The 17,649-nt window shown below is 62.0% G+C and carries 17 protein-coding genes; 16 read left to right on the top strand and 1 reads right to left on the bottom strand.

Annotated elements, in window-relative coordinates; all coding sequences use genetic code 11:
• The first annotated feature begins 134 nt into the window (after window positions 1–134).
• The 6 genes from PAF12_RS07075 to PAF12_RS07050 all read left to right on the top strand — a co-directional run bounded on the left by PAF12_RS07075 (window position 135) and on the right by PAF12_RS07050 (window position 5,620).
• Window positions 135–1,262, top strand: a complete 1,128-nt coding sequence (locus PAF12_RS07075; protein ID WP_271109465.1) for an S-(hydroxymethyl)glutathione dehydrogenase/class III alcohol dehydrogenase — start codon at window positions 135–137, stop codon at window positions 1,260–1,262.
• Complete coding sequence (locus PAF12_RS07070; protein WP_271109464.1) at window positions 1,259–1,792, top strand: GNAT family N-acetyltransferase; 534 nt, start codon at window positions 1,259–1,261, stop codon at window positions 1,790–1,792. Before PAF12_RS07075 ends, PAF12_RS07070 begins: the two co-directional genes overlap by 4 nt.
• The gene (gene fghA / locus PAF12_RS07065) at window positions 1,782–2,624 is read left to right on the top strand and encodes an S-formylglutathione hydrolase (RefSeq protein ID WP_271109463.1); all 843 of its coding nucleotides are present in this window, start codon (window positions 1,782–1,784) and stop codon (window positions 2,622–2,624) included. Before PAF12_RS07070 ends, fghA begins: the two co-directional genes overlap by 11 nt.
• A gap of 124 nt (window positions 2,625–2,748) precedes the next feature.
• Window positions 2,749–3,744: a DctP family TRAP transporter solute-binding subunit gene (locus PAF12_RS07060; protein WP_271109462.1), complete on the top strand. Its 996-nt coding sequence runs from the start codon at window positions 2,749–2,751 to the stop codon at window positions 3,742–3,744.
• A 51-nt stretch (window positions 3,745–3,795) separates the two neighbouring features.
• Window positions 3,796–4,287 carry a TRAP transporter small permease gene (locus PAF12_RS07055; protein ID WP_271109461.1) on the top strand — a complete coding sequence of 164 codons (492 nt, stop codon included), beginning with the start codon at window positions 3,796–3,798 and terminating at the stop codon, window positions 4,285–4,287.
• Window positions 4,280–5,620, top strand: a complete 1,341-nt coding sequence (locus tag PAF12_RS07050; protein WP_271109460.1) for a TRAP transporter large permease — start codon at window positions 4,280–4,282, stop codon at window positions 5,618–5,620. The genes PAF12_RS07055 and PAF12_RS07050 overlap by 8 nt, the downstream gene beginning before the upstream one ends.
• 45 nt (window positions 5,621–5,665) lie before the next feature.
• Here the strand turns inward: PAF12_RS07050 and PAF12_RS07045 are convergent, their stop codons facing one another.
• Complete coding sequence (locus PAF12_RS07045; protein WP_271109459.1) at window positions 5,666–6,385, bottom strand: S9 family peptidase; 720 nt, start codon at window positions 6,383–6,385, stop codon at window positions 5,666–5,668.
• A 300-nt stretch (window positions 6,386–6,685) separates the two neighbouring features.
• Between PAF12_RS07045 and PAF12_RS07040 the strand changes: the two genes are divergently transcribed.
• The 10 genes from PAF12_RS07040 (at window position 6,686) to PAF12_RS06995 (ending at window position 17,639) form a co-directional block, all read left to right on the top strand.
• Window positions 6,686–7,678 carry a Gfo/Idh/MocA family protein gene (locus PAF12_RS07040; RefSeq protein WP_271109458.1) on the top strand — a complete coding sequence of 331 codons (993 nt, stop codon included), beginning with the start codon at window positions 6,686–6,688 and terminating at the stop codon, window positions 7,676–7,678.
• Window positions 7,678–9,249 carry an acyl CoA:acetate/3-ketoacid CoA transferase gene (locus tag PAF12_RS07035; RefSeq protein ID WP_271109457.1) on the top strand — a complete coding sequence of 524 codons (1,572 nt, stop codon included), beginning with the start codon at window positions 7,678–7,680 and terminating at the stop codon, window positions 9,247–9,249. The genes PAF12_RS07040 and PAF12_RS07035 overlap by 1 nt, the downstream gene beginning before the upstream one ends.
• Window positions 9,246–10,016, top strand: coding sequence for an enoyl-CoA hydratase/isomerase family protein (locus PAF12_RS07030; RefSeq protein ID WP_271109456.1), 771 nt, complete (start codon window positions 9,246–9,248; stop codon window positions 10,014–10,016). The genes PAF12_RS07035 and PAF12_RS07030 overlap by 4 nt, the downstream gene beginning before the upstream one ends.
• Window position 10,017: 1 nt before the next feature.
• Window positions 10,018–11,541: an aldehyde dehydrogenase family protein gene (locus PAF12_RS07025; protein WP_271109455.1), complete on the top strand. Its 1,524-nt coding sequence runs from the start codon at window positions 10,018–10,020 to the stop codon at window positions 11,539–11,541.
• Between the two features lie 41 nt (window positions 11,542–11,582).
• Entirely contained in the window at window positions 11,583–12,839 is a 1,257-nt protein-coding gene (locus PAF12_RS07020) for an ABC transporter substrate-binding protein (RefSeq protein ID WP_271109454.1), read from the top strand.
• A gap of 91 nt (window positions 12,840–12,930) precedes the next feature.
• On the top strand, window positions 12,931–13,830 hold the full coding sequence (locus PAF12_RS07015; protein ID WP_271109453.1) for a carbohydrate ABC transporter permease: 900 nt from the start codon (window positions 12,931–12,933) through the stop codon (window positions 13,828–13,830).
• Complete coding sequence (locus PAF12_RS07010) at window positions 13,830–14,711, top strand: carbohydrate ABC transporter permease (protein ID WP_271109452.1); 882 nt, start codon at window positions 13,830–13,832, stop codon at window positions 14,709–14,711. The genes PAF12_RS07015 and PAF12_RS07010 overlap by 1 nt, the downstream gene beginning before the upstream one ends.
• Before the next feature lie 3 nt (window positions 14,712–14,714).
• A complete protein-coding gene (locus PAF12_RS07005) occupies window positions 14,715–15,833 on the top strand; it encodes an ABC transporter ATP-binding protein (RefSeq protein ID WP_271109451.1) in 1,119 nt (372 codons plus the stop codon).
• A 1-nt stretch (window position 15,834) separates the two neighbouring features.
• Window positions 15,835–17,328: an FAD-dependent oxidoreductase gene (locus PAF12_RS07000; protein ID WP_271109450.1), complete on the top strand. Its 1,494-nt coding sequence runs from the start codon at window positions 15,835–15,837 to the stop codon at window positions 17,326–17,328.
• A complete protein-coding gene (locus PAF12_RS06995; protein WP_271109449.1) occupies window positions 17,325–17,639 on the top strand; it encodes a hypothetical protein in 315 nt (104 codons plus the stop codon). The genes PAF12_RS07000 and PAF12_RS06995 overlap by 4 nt, the downstream gene beginning before the upstream one ends.
• The last annotated feature ends 10 nt before the right edge of the window (window positions 17,640–17,649 follow it).

Genomic DNA, 17,649 nt, shown 5'->3' with positions numbered 1-17,649 from the left:
CTTGCCAGACGGCAGGTGTTCCGGCAACTGCCTATCAGTGGCGAGCGGGTGTTTTGGGGGCGCGTGGTAAATGCGCGGGTTGACCCGGCGGGGTGCAGCGTCGAAACATGGCCGGGGTAATGGGAGTATGCAAGATGAAGACACGCGCCGCAGTCGCTCTGGAAGCCGGCAAGCCGCTTGAGGTCATGGAGGTCAACCTCGACGGACCAAAAGCTGGCGAGGTTCTGGTGGAGGTCAAGGCCACAGGTATCTGTCACACCGACGAATTCACCCTGTCCGGCGCTGATCCGGAGGGCATTTTCCCGTCCATCCTCGGCCATGAAGGCGCAGGCGTGGTGGTGGAGGTCGGCGCGGGCGTGACCAGTGTGAAGCCGGGGGATCATGTGATTCCGCTTTATACCCCGGAATGCCGTCAATGCGCCTCCTGCCTGTCGGGCAAGACCAATCTCTGCACCGCGATCCGGGCCACGCAGGGGCAGGGTCTGATGCCGGACGGGACCAGCCGGTTTTCCATGCCGGATGGTACGCCCATTCATCATTACATGGGCTGCTCGACTTTCTCGAATTTCACCGTTCTGCCGGAAATCGCCGTTGCCAAGGTCCGCGAGGACGCGCCGTTCGACAAGATCTGCTATATCGGTTGCGGCGTGACCACGGGGATCGGTGCGGTCATCAATACCGCCAAGGTCGAGATCGGGGCCAAGGCCGTTGTCTTCGGGCTTGGCGGGATCGGGCTGAACGTCATTCAGGGGCTGCGGCTCGCCGGTGCGGATATGATTATCGGCGTCGATCTGAACAACGACAAGAAAGAGATGGCCGAGCGCTTCGGCATGACCCATTTCGTGAACCCCTCCGAAGTGGAGAACACGGTTCAGGAAATCGTCGAGCTGACCAAGACCCCGTTCGACCAGATCGGCGGCGCGGATTACAGCTTCGACGCGACCGGCAATGTGAAGGTGATGCGTGACGCGCTTGAATGCACGCATCGCGGCTGGGGCGTTTCGGTGATTATCGGCGTCGCACCTGCGGGGGCGGAGATCAGCACGCGGCCCTTCCAGCTCGTCACGGGCCGGATCTGGAAAGGCACGGCATTCGGTGGTGCGCGCGGCCGGACCGATGTGCCGAAGATCGTGGACTGGTACATGGACGGCAAGATCGAGATCGACCCGATGATCACCCACACCATGCCGCTGGACGACATCAACAAAGGGTTCGACCTGATGCATGCCGGTGAATCGATCCGCTCTGTGGTGCTGTATTGAGCGATGCAGCCACGCTCTCCCGCCTGTCCGTCCGGGCAGCAGGGGAGGCGGATCACGACGCGATCTGGGCGATCCTGCGACCGGTTTACCGGGCAGGCGAAACCTATTGCATCGCGCGTGACATCGACCGGGATGGCGCGCTGGCGGATTGGTTCGCCGCGCCGTTCACCGCGTTTGTGGCGGAGAAGGACGGCGTCATCCTCGGCACCAGCCATGTGGGCGCGAACCGGCCCGGCGGCGGCAGCCATGTCGCCAATGCGAGCTTTGCCACGGCACCTCAGGCGCGCGGGCAGGGCGTGGCGCGGGCGCTTGTCGGGCATGCAAAGGACTGGGCGCGGTCGCAGGGGTTTCTCGCCATGCAGTTCAATTTCGTCGTGGCGACGAATGACGATGCGATCCATAGCTGGAAAAAGGCGGGGTTCGATGTGGTCGGCAGGCTGCCCGGCGCGTTCGCGCATCCGGCCTTGGGTTATGTCGATGCGCTTGTGATGTATCACGATCTGACGGAAGGAAACCGGGATGACGCTTGAAACGATCAGCGAAAACCGCAGCTTTGACGGCATTCAGGGCGTCTACCGCCATGCCTCCGCGGTGACTGGAACGGACATGACCTTCGCGGTCTATCTGCCGCCTGCGGTCGAATCCGGGCCGGTGCCGGTGCTGTGGTATCTTTCGGGCCTGACCTGCACCCATGAGAACGCCATGACCAAGGCGGGCGCGCAGGAACATGCCGCGCGTGAGGGCATTGCGCTGATCTTCCCCGACACCTCGCCGCGTGGCGAGGGCGTGGCGGATGATGAGGCTTATGACCTCGGGCAGGGCGCGGGCTTCTATGTTAACGCGACGCAGGAACCGTGGGTGAAGCATTTCCGCATGTGGGATTACATTGCGCAGGATCTGCCGGATCTGCTGTTCAGCCAGTTCCCGCTGGATCGGGAGGCGCAAGGCATTACCGGGCATTCGATGGGCGGTCACGGCGCGCTGACGCTGGCGATGACCATGCCGGAGACCTACCGTTCGGTTTCCGCTTTTGCGCCGATTGCCAACCCGACCGAATCCGACTGGGGTCGAAAGCAGCTTACCGCTTATCTGGGCGACGACCCGGCGGCATGGGCGGCGCATGATGCAACGCTGCTGATGCGGGAGCAGGGCTATCCCGGCGAGGTGCTGATAGATCAGGGAACGGAGGATCAGTTCCTCGACCTGCTGCGCCCCGAAGCTCTGGCGCAGGCGATTGCCGCACGACGCCAGCCGGGGGTGATGCGGATGCAGCAGGGCTACGATCACAGCTATTTCTTCGTACAAAGCTTCATGGGCGATCACATCGGCTGGCATGCTGAACGGCTGTGGCAAAACGCCTGAGCGGTGATCCTGCTGCAAAATCCATCTTGTATGCAGGCAAGTGATAGGGTTTCTATGCGCAGGCCAAACCGGCAGGCCGCCGAAACCGGCTGTCCGGTTCACTCAGATTCATCGGGAGGACGATATGACCTTTACTCGCTTCAGCTTCGCCGCGCTTGCGGCAACCACGATCCTCGCCACGGCGGTTCAGGCGGAGACGCTGCGCCTGTCGCATAATGTCGGCGACACCACGACCTGGCAGCAAGGCGCGGAACGCTTCGGTGAGCTTCTGGCGGAAAAGACCGGCGGCGAATATGACGTCCGCGTCTTCCCGAACGCTCAGCTTTCCGGCGGCGACCAGATGAAACAGGCGGAAATGGTCGGCCGTGGCGCGCTTGATCTGGTGGTGACCTCGGCGATCAACGTGACGCCGCTGGTGCCGGAAATGGCCGTGTTCTCGCTGCCCTATATGTATGCGAATTACGAACAGGTCGACGCCACCACGCAGGGCGATGCGGTTGCGCCGCTGGAAGAGATCCTGCTGGAAAAGGGCATCAAGGTGCTCGCATGGGGTGAAAATGGTTTCCGCGAGCTGACCAATAACAGCAAGCCGGTGAAATCGCCCGCCGATATGGAGGGCATGAATGTCCGCGTCGCCGGGCCGATGTATATCGACGTGATGAACGCGCTCGGCGCGAACCCGCAGCAGATGCAGTGGTCCGAGACGCTGACCGCGCTTCAGCAGGGCGTCGTCGACGGTCAGGAAAACCCCATCGGTGCGGTCATCATCCCGCAGCAGGTTTACGAGATGCAGAAATACATCACGACCTGGCATTACTCCTATGACCCGCTGTTCCTCGGCATCTCCAAGGAACGCTGGGACGGGATGGACGAGGAAACGCAAGCCCAGTTCCAGGAAGCCGCGACCGAGGCGATGGCCTATCAGCGTGAGATCAGCCGGACCGGAACCGCCGAAGGCATCGACTTCCTGAAAGAGCAGGGCATGGAGGTCTATGAGCCGAATGCAGAAGAACTCGCCGCTTTCCGTGAAGCGACCCAGCCTGCGTTTGACACATGGGCCGAAAAGGTCGGGCCGGATCTGGTGAAGGCATTCCAGGACGCTGTGGCCTCGGCTCAGTAATAATCATCCGGCAGGGCGGCGCGCGCTGCCCTGCCTCGCGAAAGGGACAGGATGCGTTTCATCCTCGATGAGGCCGAAAAGATCATCTGCGCGGCGATCTTTCTGGGTATGACGGCGATCGGTTTCGCCAATGTCTGCGTGCGCTACCTGACCAATTATTCTCTTGCGGCCTCGGAAGAACTGCTGACCAATGGTTTCCTGCTGCTGACCGTCTTCGGTGCCGCCATCGCGGCCCGGCGGGGTGAGCATCTGGCAGTGACCCTGTTGACCGACTATCTGCCCCGTGGGCTGCGCAGATTGCTGTTCCTGATCGCTACGGCGCTGAGCGTGCTTCTGTTGGCGATGTCGGCGTGGTTTTCATGGCAGGCTCTGGTCAACCTGATCGGGAACGGAATGCGATCTTACGCGTTGCAGATCCCGGCGTGGTATTATCAGGCGGCGGTGCCGTTCGGCTTTGCGCTGATCATTATCCGCTACCTGCAATATGCGTGGAAGGGTCGCCGCGATCCGGATGATGCCCCGTTGGAGCTCCCCGATGTTTGAGGCGCTGAGCTCCATTCCCGCCGGCACCCAGATGGTGATCGCCTTTTTCCTGCTGATGGCGATTGGCGTGCCTGTGGCGTTTTCGCTGGGCCTGTCGGCGCTGTTCGCCATGTGGCTGATCGGCTTCGGCTTCGATCTGGCGGGCGATCTGATCGCCTCGGGCATTGCGAAATATTCGCTGCTGGCGATCCCGTTCTTTATCCTTGCGGGTGCGCTGATGGGCTCGCTTGGGATCGCGGAACGGATGATCCGGTTTTTCCGCGTGCTGATCGGCAGCCTGCCCGGCGGGATGGGCGTTGTCGGCACCGTCGTCTGCCTGTTCTGGGGCGCGGTCTCCGGCTCCGGCCCCGCATCGGTCGCGGCAATCGGCCCGATGCTGATCCGCGCGATGGAGGAGGATGGCTATTCCCGCCCCTTCGCCGCCGGTCTGGTCAGCACGGGGGCCGCGTTTTCCATCGTCATTCCGCCCTCCATTGGGCTGGTGATCTTCGGGGTCATCGCTGAGACCTCGATTTCCGACCTGTTCATCGCCGCGATCATCCCCGGCGCCTTCATGGGGCTGACCATGCTGGCGGTACTGCCGCTTGCGGGGCGGGGCCAGACAGGGGCGAGGGGCCGCGCGGCGCTCGACCGGCTGAGCCCGGACCCCTATGCGGGGCAGAGCTATCCGTCACGGCTCTGGCACAGCTTCCGCGACAGTTTCTGGGGGCTGCTGACGCCGGTGGTGATCCTTGGCGGGATCTATTCCGGAATCTTCACCCCGACCGAGGCGGCGCTGGTCGCAACCGTCTATGCGCTCGCCGTGGGCGGGATCGTGTACCGCACGCTGACCGTGAAAGGCCTCTATGAGTCGCTGGCCGACGCGGCATCGTCGTCAGCCGTTGTCATGATGGTCGTGGCCTATGCGAGCCTGTTTGGTTGGGTCGTCACCGTTGAGGATCTGGTTGGCAGCTATTCCACGGCACTGCTTGGCCTGTCGGATAAGGGCGCGGTGATCCTGATCGTCATCATGCTGATCCTGCTGATCGCGGGGATGTTCATGGATGCGGTCACGGTCATGTTCATCTCGCTGCCGATCTTCATGCCGGTTGTGCGGGAACTCGGCTGGGATCCGGTCTGGTTTGGCGTGCTGACGATGGTCAACCTTGCCATCGGGCTGATCACGCCGCCGGTCGGGATCAATCTCTACGTCGCCGCCAATGTGACGAAGCTGAGCATAGAGCGGGTGGCAAAAGGGGCGCTGCCCTTCCTGCTCGCCAGTCTGGTCGGTCTGGCCGTGGTGGCGATGTTCCCGGAATTGTCGCTCTATCTGGTGCGTGCGCTCGGCGGGTGATGGTCGGGTTGAGATGTTTCCAGCCCTTGGGCGTGTCGATGCAGGTCAGAGCTTTGCTTTCTCGTAAAAGCTGTCGATTTCCGCTGCATATTTGCTGAACAAGTCGATACTTTCGGCGACGGTATAGGTCAGTTGATGCCCTTCTCCGAAGTGTATCTCGCTCTGAAAGTTGATTTTCAGTTCGCATAGTCGCTGAATGAAGGGGAGCGTTTGTTCTTCGATATAGCGAGGTTTGTCCCACCTTATCCCGCTGAGAATGAAGCTTGTGGGAAGCTCGGGAGTCAGAATTTCAGTCAGATTGTTGAACCTTGACGGCTCGTTCGGAGCGAAAATCGGTTCGAAAAACTTCTTCATTCCACCGTCAGAATATGAGGACCCCAACAGCAGCGTTTGAGGAATATTCGCATACACGGCCTTTGCCTCGTTCAGTATCCCGTGAAGGATTGCTCCGTAGCCGCCCATCGAACTGCCACAGAAAAAGATGTCCGGGCTATCTTGGTGAAGTTTGATTAACTTTGAAATCGCGTCGAGCCAGAAGTGATCGCCGTGTTCGCCCAGATACCAGGAGCCCCAACCTTCGTAGCCAAAGTTGTCGATTGGACACAGGACATTATAGGCGGGGTTCCTGTAGCGAGAAGCCGCAGGTTTTTTGCTGTGACCATGAAGAATGAGCAGAAGGGGCGCAGCGGGCTTTTCTGCTGGCCAAAACGTGTACGAAATCTCGCGTGATCCCAGCTTTAGCGTTCTGTGGTTTTCCGCATTCATAAGGCTTTCCTTCTGGCTCGACTTTGGAGGCAGAGTATATCGTTCCTACCCAATCGTCAGATTCTCGTTCAACTGTTTTCTATCGGCGCTGCGTCGCAGCTATTTGCGTTATTTTTCTTTAATTTCATTTTTGTAAATGGATATTTCTCCAATATTTGAAACCTGTTTGCTGCGCAAGGTCGGCCTCCTTAGCAAGCACTGGTTGTAGATTTCTTATCGAAGCGCCTTGACAGTTTGGGCAAGAATCGGTTGAATATTGGAACGATCCAATTTGATTTGGCTTTGGGGGAGGTCGTGGCGATGAAATGGGGTTTGATCGGCGCAAGCGCGATTGCCGGGAACACGATGATCGACGCGTTCCGTCGCAACGGGCATGAGGTTCTGTCGGTGCAAAGCTCCGGGCAGAGCCGCGCGGATGAGTTTGCGGCAAAGCACATGATCCCCCATGCGACGACTGATGTGGAAGACCTGCTGGGGCAGGATGTCGACGCGGTGTATATCTCTTCGACCAATGAAAAGCATTTCCCGCAGGCGATGGCGGCGATCCGTGCGGGCAAACATGTGCTGTGCGAAAAGCCGGTGGCGATGAATCTCGGTGATGCGGTCACGATGGTGAAGGCGGCGGAAGATGCAGGGCTGGTTTTCGGCACCAATCACCACCTGCGCAATGGTGCCAATCACCGTGCAATCCGTGACCTGATCCGAAAGGGCGCGATTGGTGAGGTGCTGAGCGCACGGGTGTTTCATGCTGTTTACCTGCCGCAATCGCTTCAGGGCTGGCGCATCGACAATGCCGGTGCGGGTGGAGGCGTGATCCTCGATATCGTGGTCCACGACGCCGATACGATCCGCTTCCATCTGGGTGAAGACCCTGTGCAGGTGGTGGCGCAAAGCACCTCGGGCCGGTTGGGCAATGGGGTGGAGGACAGTGTGATGTCGGTCTGGTCCATGCCGTCGGGCGTGCAGGTGCAGACCCATGAGAGCTTTACCCACGCCCATGCGGGCAACGGGATCGAGTTTCACGGCACCGAAGGTTCGATCATCGCCCGTGGTGTGATGCAGAAACCCGAAGGCGAAATCGTGCTGCGCCGGGGTGACGAGGTGACCCCGGTCGCGTTCGAGCCGGAGGATCTCTACGAACGCAGCGCCCGGCTGTTTGGTGAGGCCGTGGCGGGCAAGGGCAAACCGGCGGCAGATGGGCGCGACGGGATCGCGTCGCTCGCCGTGGCGCTTGCCGTGGCCTGGGCGGCGGAGACCGGGCAACGCACCGCCGTCGATTATGGGGATATCTGATGTCGAAGATTGTTTCCGCCGCAGATGCTGCCGCACGGATCGGGGATGATGCCGTTGTGTCGGTCAGCTCGTCCTCCGGGCTGGGCTGCCCGGACGCGGTCTTGGCCGCCATCGGCGCGCGCTTTGAGGCTGAGGGGCATCCGCGCGGGTTGACCACGCTGCATCCGATTGCGGCGGGGGATATGTATGGCGTCAAAGGTGTGGACCACATTGCCAGGGACGGCTTGCTGACGAAGATCGTGGCGGGGTCGTATCCCTCCGGCCCGTCCTCCCTGCCGATGCCGGAGATCTGGCGCATGGTCGTGGAAAACCGGGTTGCGGCCTATAACGTGCCGTCCGGCATCCTGTTCGACATGAACCGCGATGCGGGCGCGCGGCGTCCCGGCGTGCTGACCCGCGTCGGGCTGGACACCTTCGTCGATCCGATCCGCGAGGGTTGTGCGATGAATGATCGCGCGGCTGCCGATCCCATCGTGTTCCGGCAGGAATTCGGCGGCCAGACATGGCTGCATTTCCCGAATATCATCCCCGATGTCGCCATTATCCGCGCCACCACGGCGGATGAGCACGGCAACCTGACCTATGAACATGAGGGCGCTTATCTGGGCGCACTGGAACAGGCTATTACGGCGCGCAATCATGGCGGGCTGGTGATTGCGCAGGTCAAGCGGGTGACGGCGCGCGGATCGCTGCGTCCGCATGATGTCCATGTGCCGGGCCATCTGGTCGATCTGATCGTGATCGCTGAGGACCAGATGCAGACCACCGAGACGCCCTATGATCCGGCGATCTCGGGGCAGGTGATGCGCCCCTGGGACAGCTTTACCTTTGCCGAGCATGGGGTGGAGAAGGTCATCGCCCGACGCGCCGCGATGGAGTTGAAGCGTGGCCAGACCGCCAATCTCGGCTTCGGGATCAGCGCCATGGTGCCGCGTATCCTGCTGGAGGCGGGCCATCCCGACGCGGTCACATGGGCCATTGAGCAGGGTGCTGTTGGCGGTATGCCCCTGACCGGCTTTGCCTTCGGTTGTGCGTCGAACGCGGATGCCTATGTCCCCTCGCCGCAGCAATTCACCTATTTTCAGGGTGGCGGGTTCGACCTGTCGTTCCTGTCCTTCCTTGAGGTGGATGTGGAGGGCAATGTCAACGTCTCCAAGCTTGGCAAGAAACCTTATCTGACAGCGGGTTGCGGCGGGTTTGTCGACATTACGGCCAATGCGCCGGAGATCGTGTTCTCGGGCTTTTTCGAGGCCGCGGCGGATCTGGAACTGACGGCTGACGGGCTGCGTGTGCGGGCGCCGGGCAAATTCACCAAGATGGTCGAGACGGTCGAACATGTCACCTTCTCGGGCCGCCGCGCGGTCGAGACCGGGCAGAAGGTGCTTTATATCACCGAACGCTGCGTGATCCGGCTGACCGCTGACGGGCTGCTCGCGACCGAGATCATGCCGGGGATCGAACCGCAGCGTGACATTGTCGAGGCGTCGCAAGGCCGCGTGAAGCTGGCGGAGAACGCCACGCTGATGCCGAAATCCCTGCTGGCCGAGGGCGTGATGGAGTTGCCGCTATGACCGCCTCGCTGGATCTGGAAATTGTCGATGGCATCGCGACGCTCAGCCTGAACAATCCGCGTCGGCTGAATGCGTTCACGCCGGATATGCTGGCGGCGCTCGACCGTCATTCTGTGGCACTGGATGGCGATCCGGCCGTGCGCTGCGTGATCCTGCGTGGTGAGGGCGAGCGGGCCTTTTGCGCTGGTGCCGATATCAAGGCGTGGTCGGTCCTGTCGCCCTTCGATTTCGCGCGGGACTGGGTGCGGGGCGGGCATCGTATTTTTGACCGGCTGGCGCGGCTGTCGAAACCGACCATTGCCGTCATCCACGCCCATGCCTTCGGTGGCGGGCTGGAGCTTGCTTCCTGCTGTGACATCCGCGTCATGGCCCCGCAGGCGACGCTGGCCCTGCCGGAGACGCAGGTCGGTATCGTGCCCGGCTGGTCCGGCACGCAGCGTCTGGCCCGGCTGATCCCGGTGCCGGTGCTGAAGGAGATGGCGATTTTCGGGCGGCGGATCGACGCGCAGCGGGCGCTGTCGCTCGGGCTGGTGGCGGAGGTCGCGGACGATCCGCTGGACGCAGCGCGACAGATCGCCGCGAAGTTGCGGGAGACCTCGCCACGGGCGACGGAAGTTGCGAAATACATGATCCACGCCGCGACCGGCGAAGATCGCAATGCAATGATCGAAGCGCTCGGCAGCGGCATGATCGCGGCCAGCGATGACAAGGCCGAAGGCGTTGCTGCCTTCGCCGAGAAACGTAAACCGGCCTTTCCGGGGAGTTGACATGACCGAACTGACCGTAATTTCCGATGCAGGCGCGAGCATCCCCGAAGCGCGGCAGAACCGCCATCTGATCGGCGGGGCGTGGCAGGACAGCGCCGACGGGGCGACCTTCGAGCGGGTCTCGCCCTCGCATGGGCTCGTTGTCAGCAACTCCGCCAAGGGTGGAACGGTTGAGACCGAAGCCGCGATTGCCGCTGCCCGCCATGCTTTCGACGAAGGCACATGGCGGCAGATGCCGGGCAAGGATCGTGCGGCGCTACTGAACCGCGTGGCCGATCTGATCGACGAGAACCGGGAGCGTCTGGCGCTGATCGAGGTGTTGGAATCCGGCAAGCCAATCAGCCAGTCCCGTGGCGAGATCGAGGGCGCGGCGGATCTGTGGCGCTATGCTGCATCACTCGCGCGGACGGTGCATGGCGACAGCCATAACAGCCTCGGCGCGGATATGCTGGGCGTGGTGCTGAAAGAGCCGATCGGGGTCGCGGCAATCATTACGCCGTGGAATTTTCCCTTCCTGATCGTCAGCCAGAAACTGCCCTTCGCATTGGCTGCGGGCTGCACGGCTGTGGTCAAACCGTCCGAGATGACGCCGTCAACCACGGTCATTCTGGGCGAATTGCTGACCGAGGCCGGGTTGCCGGCGGGTGTGGTGAATATCGTGCTGGGCTTTGGCGATCCGGTCGGGACGCTGATGTCATCGGATGCCCGCGTCGACATGGTCAGCTTCACCGGCTCCACCGGGGTCGGCAAGCGCATCGTCGCTGCGGCCTCCGGCACGCTGAAAAAAGTCTCGCTGGAGCTCGGCGGCAAGAATCCGCAGGTGATCTTCCCCGATGCCGATCTGGATGCGGCGGCGGATGCCATCGTGTTCGGCGTCTATTTCAACATGGGCGAATGCTGCAATTCCGGCAGCCGGATCATCGTGCATGAGGATGTGGCCGAAGAACTTGTTGCCAAGGTGAACAAATTGTCAGCAAAGGTGCCGTTCGGTGATCCGCTGGATGCGCGGACGCAGGTCGGGGCGATTATCTCCGACGCGCATCAGGGCAAGATCGACAGCTATGTGAAGGACGCGGCGAAGGCGGGTGCAAAGGTGGAAATCGGCGGCGCCCCGCTGGAGGTGCCGGGGCTTCAGGGCCGTTTTTACCAGCCGACCGTGGTGTCCGGCGTGACGCCCGATATGCCGATTGCGCGGGAGGAGGTGTTCGGCCCGGTCCTGTCCGTGCTGACCTTCCGCGACGAGGATGAGGCGATTCGGCTGGCCAATGATGCGGCTTATGGCTTGTCCGCCGGTGTCTGGAGCGAGAATATCCATACCTGCCTGAAATTCGCCAGAAATGTTCAGGCCGGAACGGTCTGGACAAATACATGGATGGACGGATTTGCCGAAATGCCGTTTGGTGGTGTCAAGGAAAGCGGTCAGGGCCGCGAGCTTGGCCGCTACGGGCTGGAAGAATATCTGGAGGTCAAGACCGTGCAGCTGCGCGTGGCGCGTGGACGGTCGCTCTGGGTGAACGCGGGCTGACGGAACAACCGTCACAACATAAACGTAAACGGGAGGTAACCATGCGTTTGAAACTGAAACTGGCAACCACGGCGGCAATGGCGCTTGGCCTGACGGCCGGGGCGGCGAGTGCGGCGGATGTGGAAGTCCTGCACTGGTGGACCGCTGGCGGCGAGGCCGCGGCGCTGAACGTGCTGAAAGAGGATCTGGAAAGCAAAGGCATCGGCTGGGCCGACATGCCGGTCGCAGGTGGCGGCGGCGAGGCGGCGATGACTGCGCTGCGCGCCCGCGTCACCTCCGGCAACCCGCCGACCGCCGTGCAGATGCTGGGCTTCGATATTCTCGACTGGGTCGATCAGGGCGATATTCTGGCTGACCTGAACGAGGCGGCTGAGGCCGAGAACTGGGACGAGGTGATCCCGGCTGCCATCCAGAAATTCTCCAAACCCGACGGAAGCTGGATCGCGGCTCCGGTCAACGTCCACTCGACCAACTGGGTCTGGGCGAACAAGGCCATTCTGGACGAGCTTGGCATCGCACAGCCGACCAGCTGGGACGAATTCATCGCCGCCCTTCAGGCTGTGAAGGATTCCGGCAAGGTCGCGCTCGCACATGGCGGTCAGCCGTGGCAGGAAGCGACGATCTTCGACAGCGCGGTTCTGGCCTCCGGCGGGCCGGAATTCTATCAGGCCTCGATGATCGATCTCGACCCGGAGGCGCTGAACTCGCCTGAAATGGTCGAGGCGTTCAACAAGATGGGTCAGCTTCGCGAATTCGTGGACGACAATTTCTCGGGCCGCGACTGGAACCTTGCCTCCGCAATGGTCATCAACGATGAAGCCGCGTTCCAGATCATGGGTGACTGGGCCAAGGGCGAATTCCTTGGCGCGGGCAAAGTACCGGGCGAGGATTTCCTGTGCTTCCGCGTGCCGGGCACGGAGGGCGTCGTGACCTTCAACTCCGACCAGTTCGTGATGTTCAAGCAGGGTGACGAAGAAGCCCGTGCGGCGCAGCTCGAAATGGCGAAATCCATCGAGGCTCCGACCTTCCAGGCCGCGTTCAACCAGGTGAAAGGCTCGGTTCCGGCCCGGACCGATGTGTCTGACGAAGGTTTCGACGCCTGCGGTCAGCAGGGCATGAAAGACCTCGCCGCTGCGTCCGAGGCCGGCACGCTTCTGGGCTCCATGGGTCACGGCCATGCCAACCCGGCGGCGGTGAAAAACGCCATGTATGACGTGATTACCGCGCATTTCAACGGTGAGTACAGCAGCGAAGAAGCTGCCGAGGAAATGCTGAACGCCGTCGAAGGCGCGATGTAATCAGTATCCCGTGCGCGGCGGCCCCGAACCGGGTCGCCGCCACCTTGCGCGGATCTGTCCGCGCCATCGTTACCAAAGGGGAGGAATGTCAATGGCCCGGTCCGACCGCGCGCCACAGGATCTGCGCACCGTTTTGCAGAACTGGCTGCCCAAAATCGTTCTGTCGCCGTCACTCGCGGCAATGCTGATTTTCGTCTATGGCTTCATCGCCTACACGATTTACCTGTCCTTTACCGGCAGCAAGATGCTGCCCAGCTATGACCTTGTCGGCTTCGAGAACTATGCAAGGCTGTTCGGCCTGTCGGCATGGACGACGGCGCTGATCAACCTCGCGATCTTCGCGACGCTGTATATCGTGATCTGCATCGTCATCGGGCTGATGCTGGCGATTTTTCTCGACCAGAAAATCCGGGGCGAGGGGTTGCTGCGCCCGATCTATCTCTATCCGATGGCGCTCAGCTTCATCGTCACGGGGACGGCGTGGAAATGGTTTCTGGACCCCGGTATCGGGCTGGAAAACACCATGCATCTCTGGGGCTGGGAAAGCTTCGAGTTCGGCTGGATCAAGGATCGCGACTACGCCATCTACACGCTGGTGATCGCCGCTGTCTGGCAGTCATCGGGCTTTGTCATGGCGATGTTTCTGGCGGGCCTGCGCGGCATCGACAATGAGATGCTGAAGGCCGCCCAGATCGACGGCGCGTCGAACTGGAACCTGTATCGCCGCATCGTGATCCCGCTTTTGCGTCCGGCGTTTCTGTCGGCCTTCGTGATCCTCGCCCACCTTGCGATCAAATCCTATGACCTTGTGATCGCGCTGACCGGCGGCGGTCCGGGACGGGCGACGGAGTTACCGGCGACGTTCATGTACAGCTACACCTTCACCCGCAACCAGATGGGCGTCGGCGCGGCATCTGCGGTCATCATGCTGATGGGCATCGCCGCGATCATGGTGCCTTACGTCTATGCCGAATTGAAGGAGCCGAAGTGATGTCCGGGGGCGCTCAGGACCAGGCCGTCCGTACAGGCCGTATCACCCGCACCTTTATCTATGTGGTGCTGATCTTCTTCGCATTGTTCTACCTGCTGCCGTTCTTCATCATGGCGATCAACTCGATCAAGCCATTGCCGGAAATCACCGGCGGCAACATGATGTCGCTTCCGGCGGAGCCGACGCTGGCGCCCTGGGGCTCGGCGTGGTCATCCGCCCAGATCGGGGTCGAGGCGACCGGGCTGAAACCCTATTTCATGAACTCGATCCTGATGGTCGTGCCCGCCGTGGCGATCTCGACCATTCTTGGCGCGATGAACGGCTATATCCTGACGAAATGGCAGTTCCGCGGGTCGAATATCCTGTTCGGGCTGATGCTGTTTTCCTGCTTCATCCCGTTCCAGATCGTGCTGATCCCGATGGCGCGGGTGCTGGGTACGCTGGGGCTTGCCGGATCGACCACCGGGCTGATCCTTGTCCATGTGGTCTACGGCATCGGCTTCTCGACGCTTTACTTCCGCAATTACTACGCTGCTTTCCCGACCGAGCTGGTCCGGGCGGCGATGATGGACGGGGCCGGGTTCTTCCGCATCTTCTGGCGCATCATGCTGCCGGTGTCGGGGCCGATCGCGGTCGTCTGCATCATCTGGCAGTTCACGAATATCTGGAACGACTTCCTGTTCGGCGCATCTTTCGCCGATCTCGATTCCATGCCGATGACCGTGGCGCTGAACAACCTCGTGAACAGCTCCACGGGGGTCAAGGAATATAATGTCCACTTCGCCGGCGCGATCCTCGCCGCACTGCCGACGCTGCTCGTCTATATCGTGGCGGGCCGGTATTTCGTGCGCGGGCTGATGGCCGGTTCTGTGAAAGGGTGAGGAATGACTTTTCTCAACATTGACAACGTCACCAAATCCTATGGCAATGTCGAGGTGCTGCACCGCGTCGATATCGGCGTGGAGGAAGGCGAGTTCCTCGTCCTCGTCGGCCCGTCCGGTTGCGGGAAATCGACGCTGTTGAACATGATCGCGGGGCTGGAGAATATCACCAGCGGAGAGATCTCGATCAAGGACCGGGTGGTCAACGACGTACACCCCTCCAAGCGCAATATCGCGATGGTGTTCCAGAGCTATGCGCTTTACCCAAACATGACCGTTGGCGGCAACATCACCTTCGGGATGGAGATGCACGGCATTCCGAAGCCTGAGCGGGAGAAGAAGCTGGATGAGGTCGCGAAGCTCTTGCAGATCGACCATCTGCTGGACCGCAAGCCGGGGCAGCTATCGGGCGGACAGCGGCAGCGCGTAGCAATGGGCCGGGCGCTGACCCGCGACCCGGATGTGTTCCTGTTCGATGAACCTTTGTCCAACCTCGACGCCAAGCTGCGCGTCGATATGCGGACGGAGATCAAGAAGCTGCATCAGCGGCTGAAAAGCACCATCGTCTACGTCACCCATGACCAGATCGAGGCGCTGACGCTCTCCACCCGGATTGCGGTGATGAACAAGGGTTACGTCCAGCAGCTTGGCACACCGAAGGAAATCTATGACCAGCCGGCGAATATGTTCGTCGCGGGCTTCATGGGCAGCCCGTCGATGAACCTGCTTCCGGCGACGCTGCGCGAGGTTGATGGCGGGCTGGCTGCGGAGCTGAAGGACGCGCAAGGCCAGCCGGTCGCGCTGCGCCTGTCGCAGGACGGCGAAAACCTGCGCGGCTATCTCGGGCGCGAGGTGGTGCTGGGCATCCGGCCGGAGGCGATCACCGACCCGGACGGGGTGGACCGCAATGCGCGCAACACCCAACCCCTGCATAATCTGGTCAGTGTCACCGAACCCGCCGGGTCCGACACCTTCGTCGAGACCGAGCTTTCGGGCAAATCCTGCATCGCGCGGATGCGCGCCGATGTGGATGTGCAGGCAGGGCAGGCGTTCGATTTTGTCGTGAACATGGACAAGGCGGTCGTCTTCGACCCCGAGACCGAAGACCGGATCGTTGGCTGAGATGGACGCTGATCTGGTCATTATCGGCTCCGGCATGGGCGGCGCGACCCTCGCCGCCGCCCTGGCGCCATCGGGCAGGCGCATCCTGATCGTCGAGGCCGGCGAGCGGATGCAGGACAGTCCGGAGGCGCGCGACGGTTATGCGATCCACGGTCGCGGCGTGTTCCGGCCCGATGAGACATGGCTGGACGGGCAGGGGCAGGCATTCAGCCCCGGAAATTTCTACTATGTCGGCGGCAACTCGAAATTCTACGGCGCGGTGCTGCTGCGCTATCGTGAGGCCGATTTCAGCCCGATCCGCCATATGGGCGGCACCACCCCCGGCTGGCCGATTTCTTACGCGGAGCTGGAGCCGTGGTATCAGGTCGCGGAAGAGATGTATCGTGTGCGCGGCGATGCCTCGACCGACCCGACCGAGCCGCATCATTCCGGCAGCTACCCCTTCCCGCCGATCCCGGACGAGCCGGAGATTGCGGATCTGCGCGCCCGTCTGCGCCGGATCGGGCTGAACCCCTCGGCGCTCCCTTTGGGCGTCGATCTCGATCGTTGGTTGGAACGTGCCAATACCGGATGGGATGGCTACCCCGACACCAATGGCGGCAAGATGGATGCGGAGACCGTCGGTATTGCGGAGGCGCTCCGGCATCCGAACGTCACCCTGCTCACCGGCACCCGTGCCACGCGGCTTGACTGCGACGCAAGCGGGCGGATCACGGCGGTTCATGTCACCGGCGCAGAGGGTGCGCGGCGGATCGAGGCGCCATTGATCGCGCTCGCCACCGGCGCGGTCAACACGGCGGCACTGCTTCTGCGTTCGGCGGATGAGGCGCATCCCGGCGGGCTGGCGAACAGCTCTGACCAGTTGGGTCGGAATTTCATGAACCACAATTGCTCGGCGGTGCTGGCAATCCACCCCTTCCGGCGCAACCACAGCGTCTACCAGAAAACGCTGATGGTGAATGATTTCTATGAGACGGGCGGGCCGGATGGCGCGCCGCTGGGCAATATTCAGATGTTGGGCCGGGTGACGGGACCGATCCTTGCCGCCGGGTCGGGATTGCCGATGCCGCTGGCGAAGTTGATCTCCTCACGCGCGCTCGATCTCTATGCCATGTCAGAGGATCTGCCCAACCCCGAAAGCCGCGTGACGCTGAAGGGGGATCAGATCGTGCTGGACTGGAAGCGCTCGAACTGGGACGCGCATGAGGCGCTTGTGGCGCGGCTGAAAAAAGAACTCCGGCGGGCGGGCTATCCGCTGGTGCTATCGAAGCCCTTCGACCGGCGCACACCCAGCCATCAATGCGGCACGGCAAAGATGGGCCTCGACCCGGCCAGCTGTGTCACCGATGTCTATGGGCGGAGCCACGACCACCCGAACCTGTTCATCACCGACGCCAGCATCCTGCCGACCTCCGCCGCCGTGAACCCGGCCCTGACCATTGCGGCGCTGTCCCTGAGGGCGGCGGATCATATCCGCGGGCGCGACTGGGCATGAGCGGCGTGGCCCTTGTCACCGGCGGCCAACAAGGTATCGGGCTGGGCATCGCGACGGCGCTGCACGGTGCGCAATGTGACCAGCATGATCTGGCGAATCTCGCTGATGATCGCCCGTCGATCGCTTCCTCACTTCGGCCAGCGCTGAAATGGTCTCTTCGGAGCGTGCAGAACACTGCTTCCCCAAGGCCGGGCGTTGATGAGGGCGAAGCGCCTGGCCGCGCCGTGCTGCCTCTGGTGCGGGGCGAGATGGCATTTTCGACCGGCAGCGTGATCGCCGTGGATGGCGGGCTGTCTATTTCGCGACTTTAGAAGGAGGCCG

The sequence above is a fragment of the Paracoccus sp. SCSIO 75233 genome (genome assembly GCF_027912675.1).
Taxonomy (GTDB): domain Bacteria; phylum Pseudomonadota; class Alphaproteobacteria; order Rhodobacterales; family Rhodobacteraceae; genus Paracoccus.
The sequence above is the reverse complement of the archived record's forward strand: the minus strand, read 5'-3'. Positions and strand labels throughout refer to the sequence as shown.

What these genes read in the sequence shown, in the direction of transcription:
- PAF12_RS07075 (WP_271109465.1), top strand. Translation starts at nt 135, where the DNA reads ATGAAGACACGCGCCGCAGTCGCTCTGGAAGCCGGCAAGCCGCTTGAG.
- fghA (WP_271109463.1), top strand. Translation starts at nt 1,782, where the DNA reads ATGACGCTTGAAACGATCAGCGAAAACCGCAGCTTTGACGGCATTCAG.
- PAF12_RS07060 (WP_271109462.1), top strand. Translation starts at nt 2,749, where the DNA reads ATGACCTTTACTCGCTTCAGCTTCGCCGCGCTTGCGGCAACCACGATC.
- PAF12_RS07055 (WP_271109461.1), top strand. Translation starts at nt 3,796, where the DNA reads ATGCGTTTCATCCTCGATGAGGCCGAAAAGATCATCTGCGCGGCGATC.
- PAF12_RS07050 (WP_271109460.1), top strand. Translation starts at nt 4,280, where the DNA reads ATGTTTGAGGCGCTGAGCTCCATTCCCGCCGGCACCCAGATGGTGATC.
- PAF12_RS07045 (WP_271109459.1), bottom strand. Translation starts at nt 6,385, where the DNA reads ATGAATGCGGAAAACCACAGAACGCTAAAGCTGGGATCACGCGAGATT.
- PAF12_RS07040 (WP_271109458.1), top strand. Translation starts at nt 6,686, where the DNA reads ATGAAATGGGGTTTGATCGGCGCAAGCGCGATTGCCGGGAACACGATG.
- PAF12_RS07035 (WP_271109457.1), top strand. Translation starts at nt 7,678, where the DNA reads ATGTCGAAGATTGTTTCCGCCGCAGATGCTGCCGCACGGATCGGGGAT.
- PAF12_RS07030 (WP_271109456.1), top strand. Translation starts at nt 9,246, where the DNA reads ATGACCGCCTCGCTGGATCTGGAAATTGTCGATGGCATCGCGACGCTC.
- PAF12_RS07025 (WP_271109455.1), top strand. Translation starts at nt 10,018, where the DNA reads ATGACCGAACTGACCGTAATTTCCGATGCAGGCGCGAGCATCCCCGAA.
- PAF12_RS07020 (WP_271109454.1), top strand. Translation starts at nt 11,583, where the DNA reads ATGCGTTTGAAACTGAAACTGGCAACCACGGCGGCAATGGCGCTTGGC.
- PAF12_RS07015 (WP_271109453.1), top strand. Translation starts at nt 12,931, where the DNA reads ATGGCCCGGTCCGACCGCGCGCCACAGGATCTGCGCACCGTTTTGCAG.
- PAF12_RS07010 (WP_271109452.1), top strand. Translation starts at nt 13,830, where the DNA reads ATGTCCGGGGGCGCTCAGGACCAGGCCGTCCGTACAGGCCGTATCACC.
- PAF12_RS07005 (WP_271109451.1), top strand. Translation starts at nt 14,715, where the DNA reads ATGACTTTTCTCAACATTGACAACGTCACCAAATCCTATGGCAATGTC.
- PAF12_RS07000 (WP_271109450.1), top strand. Translation starts at nt 15,835, where the DNA reads ATGGACGCTGATCTGGTCATTATCGGCTCCGGCATGGGCGGCGCGACC.
- PAF12_RS06995 (WP_271109449.1), top strand. Translation starts at nt 17,325, where the DNA reads ATGAGCGGCGTGGCCCTTGTCACCGGCGGCCAACAAGGTATCGGGCTG.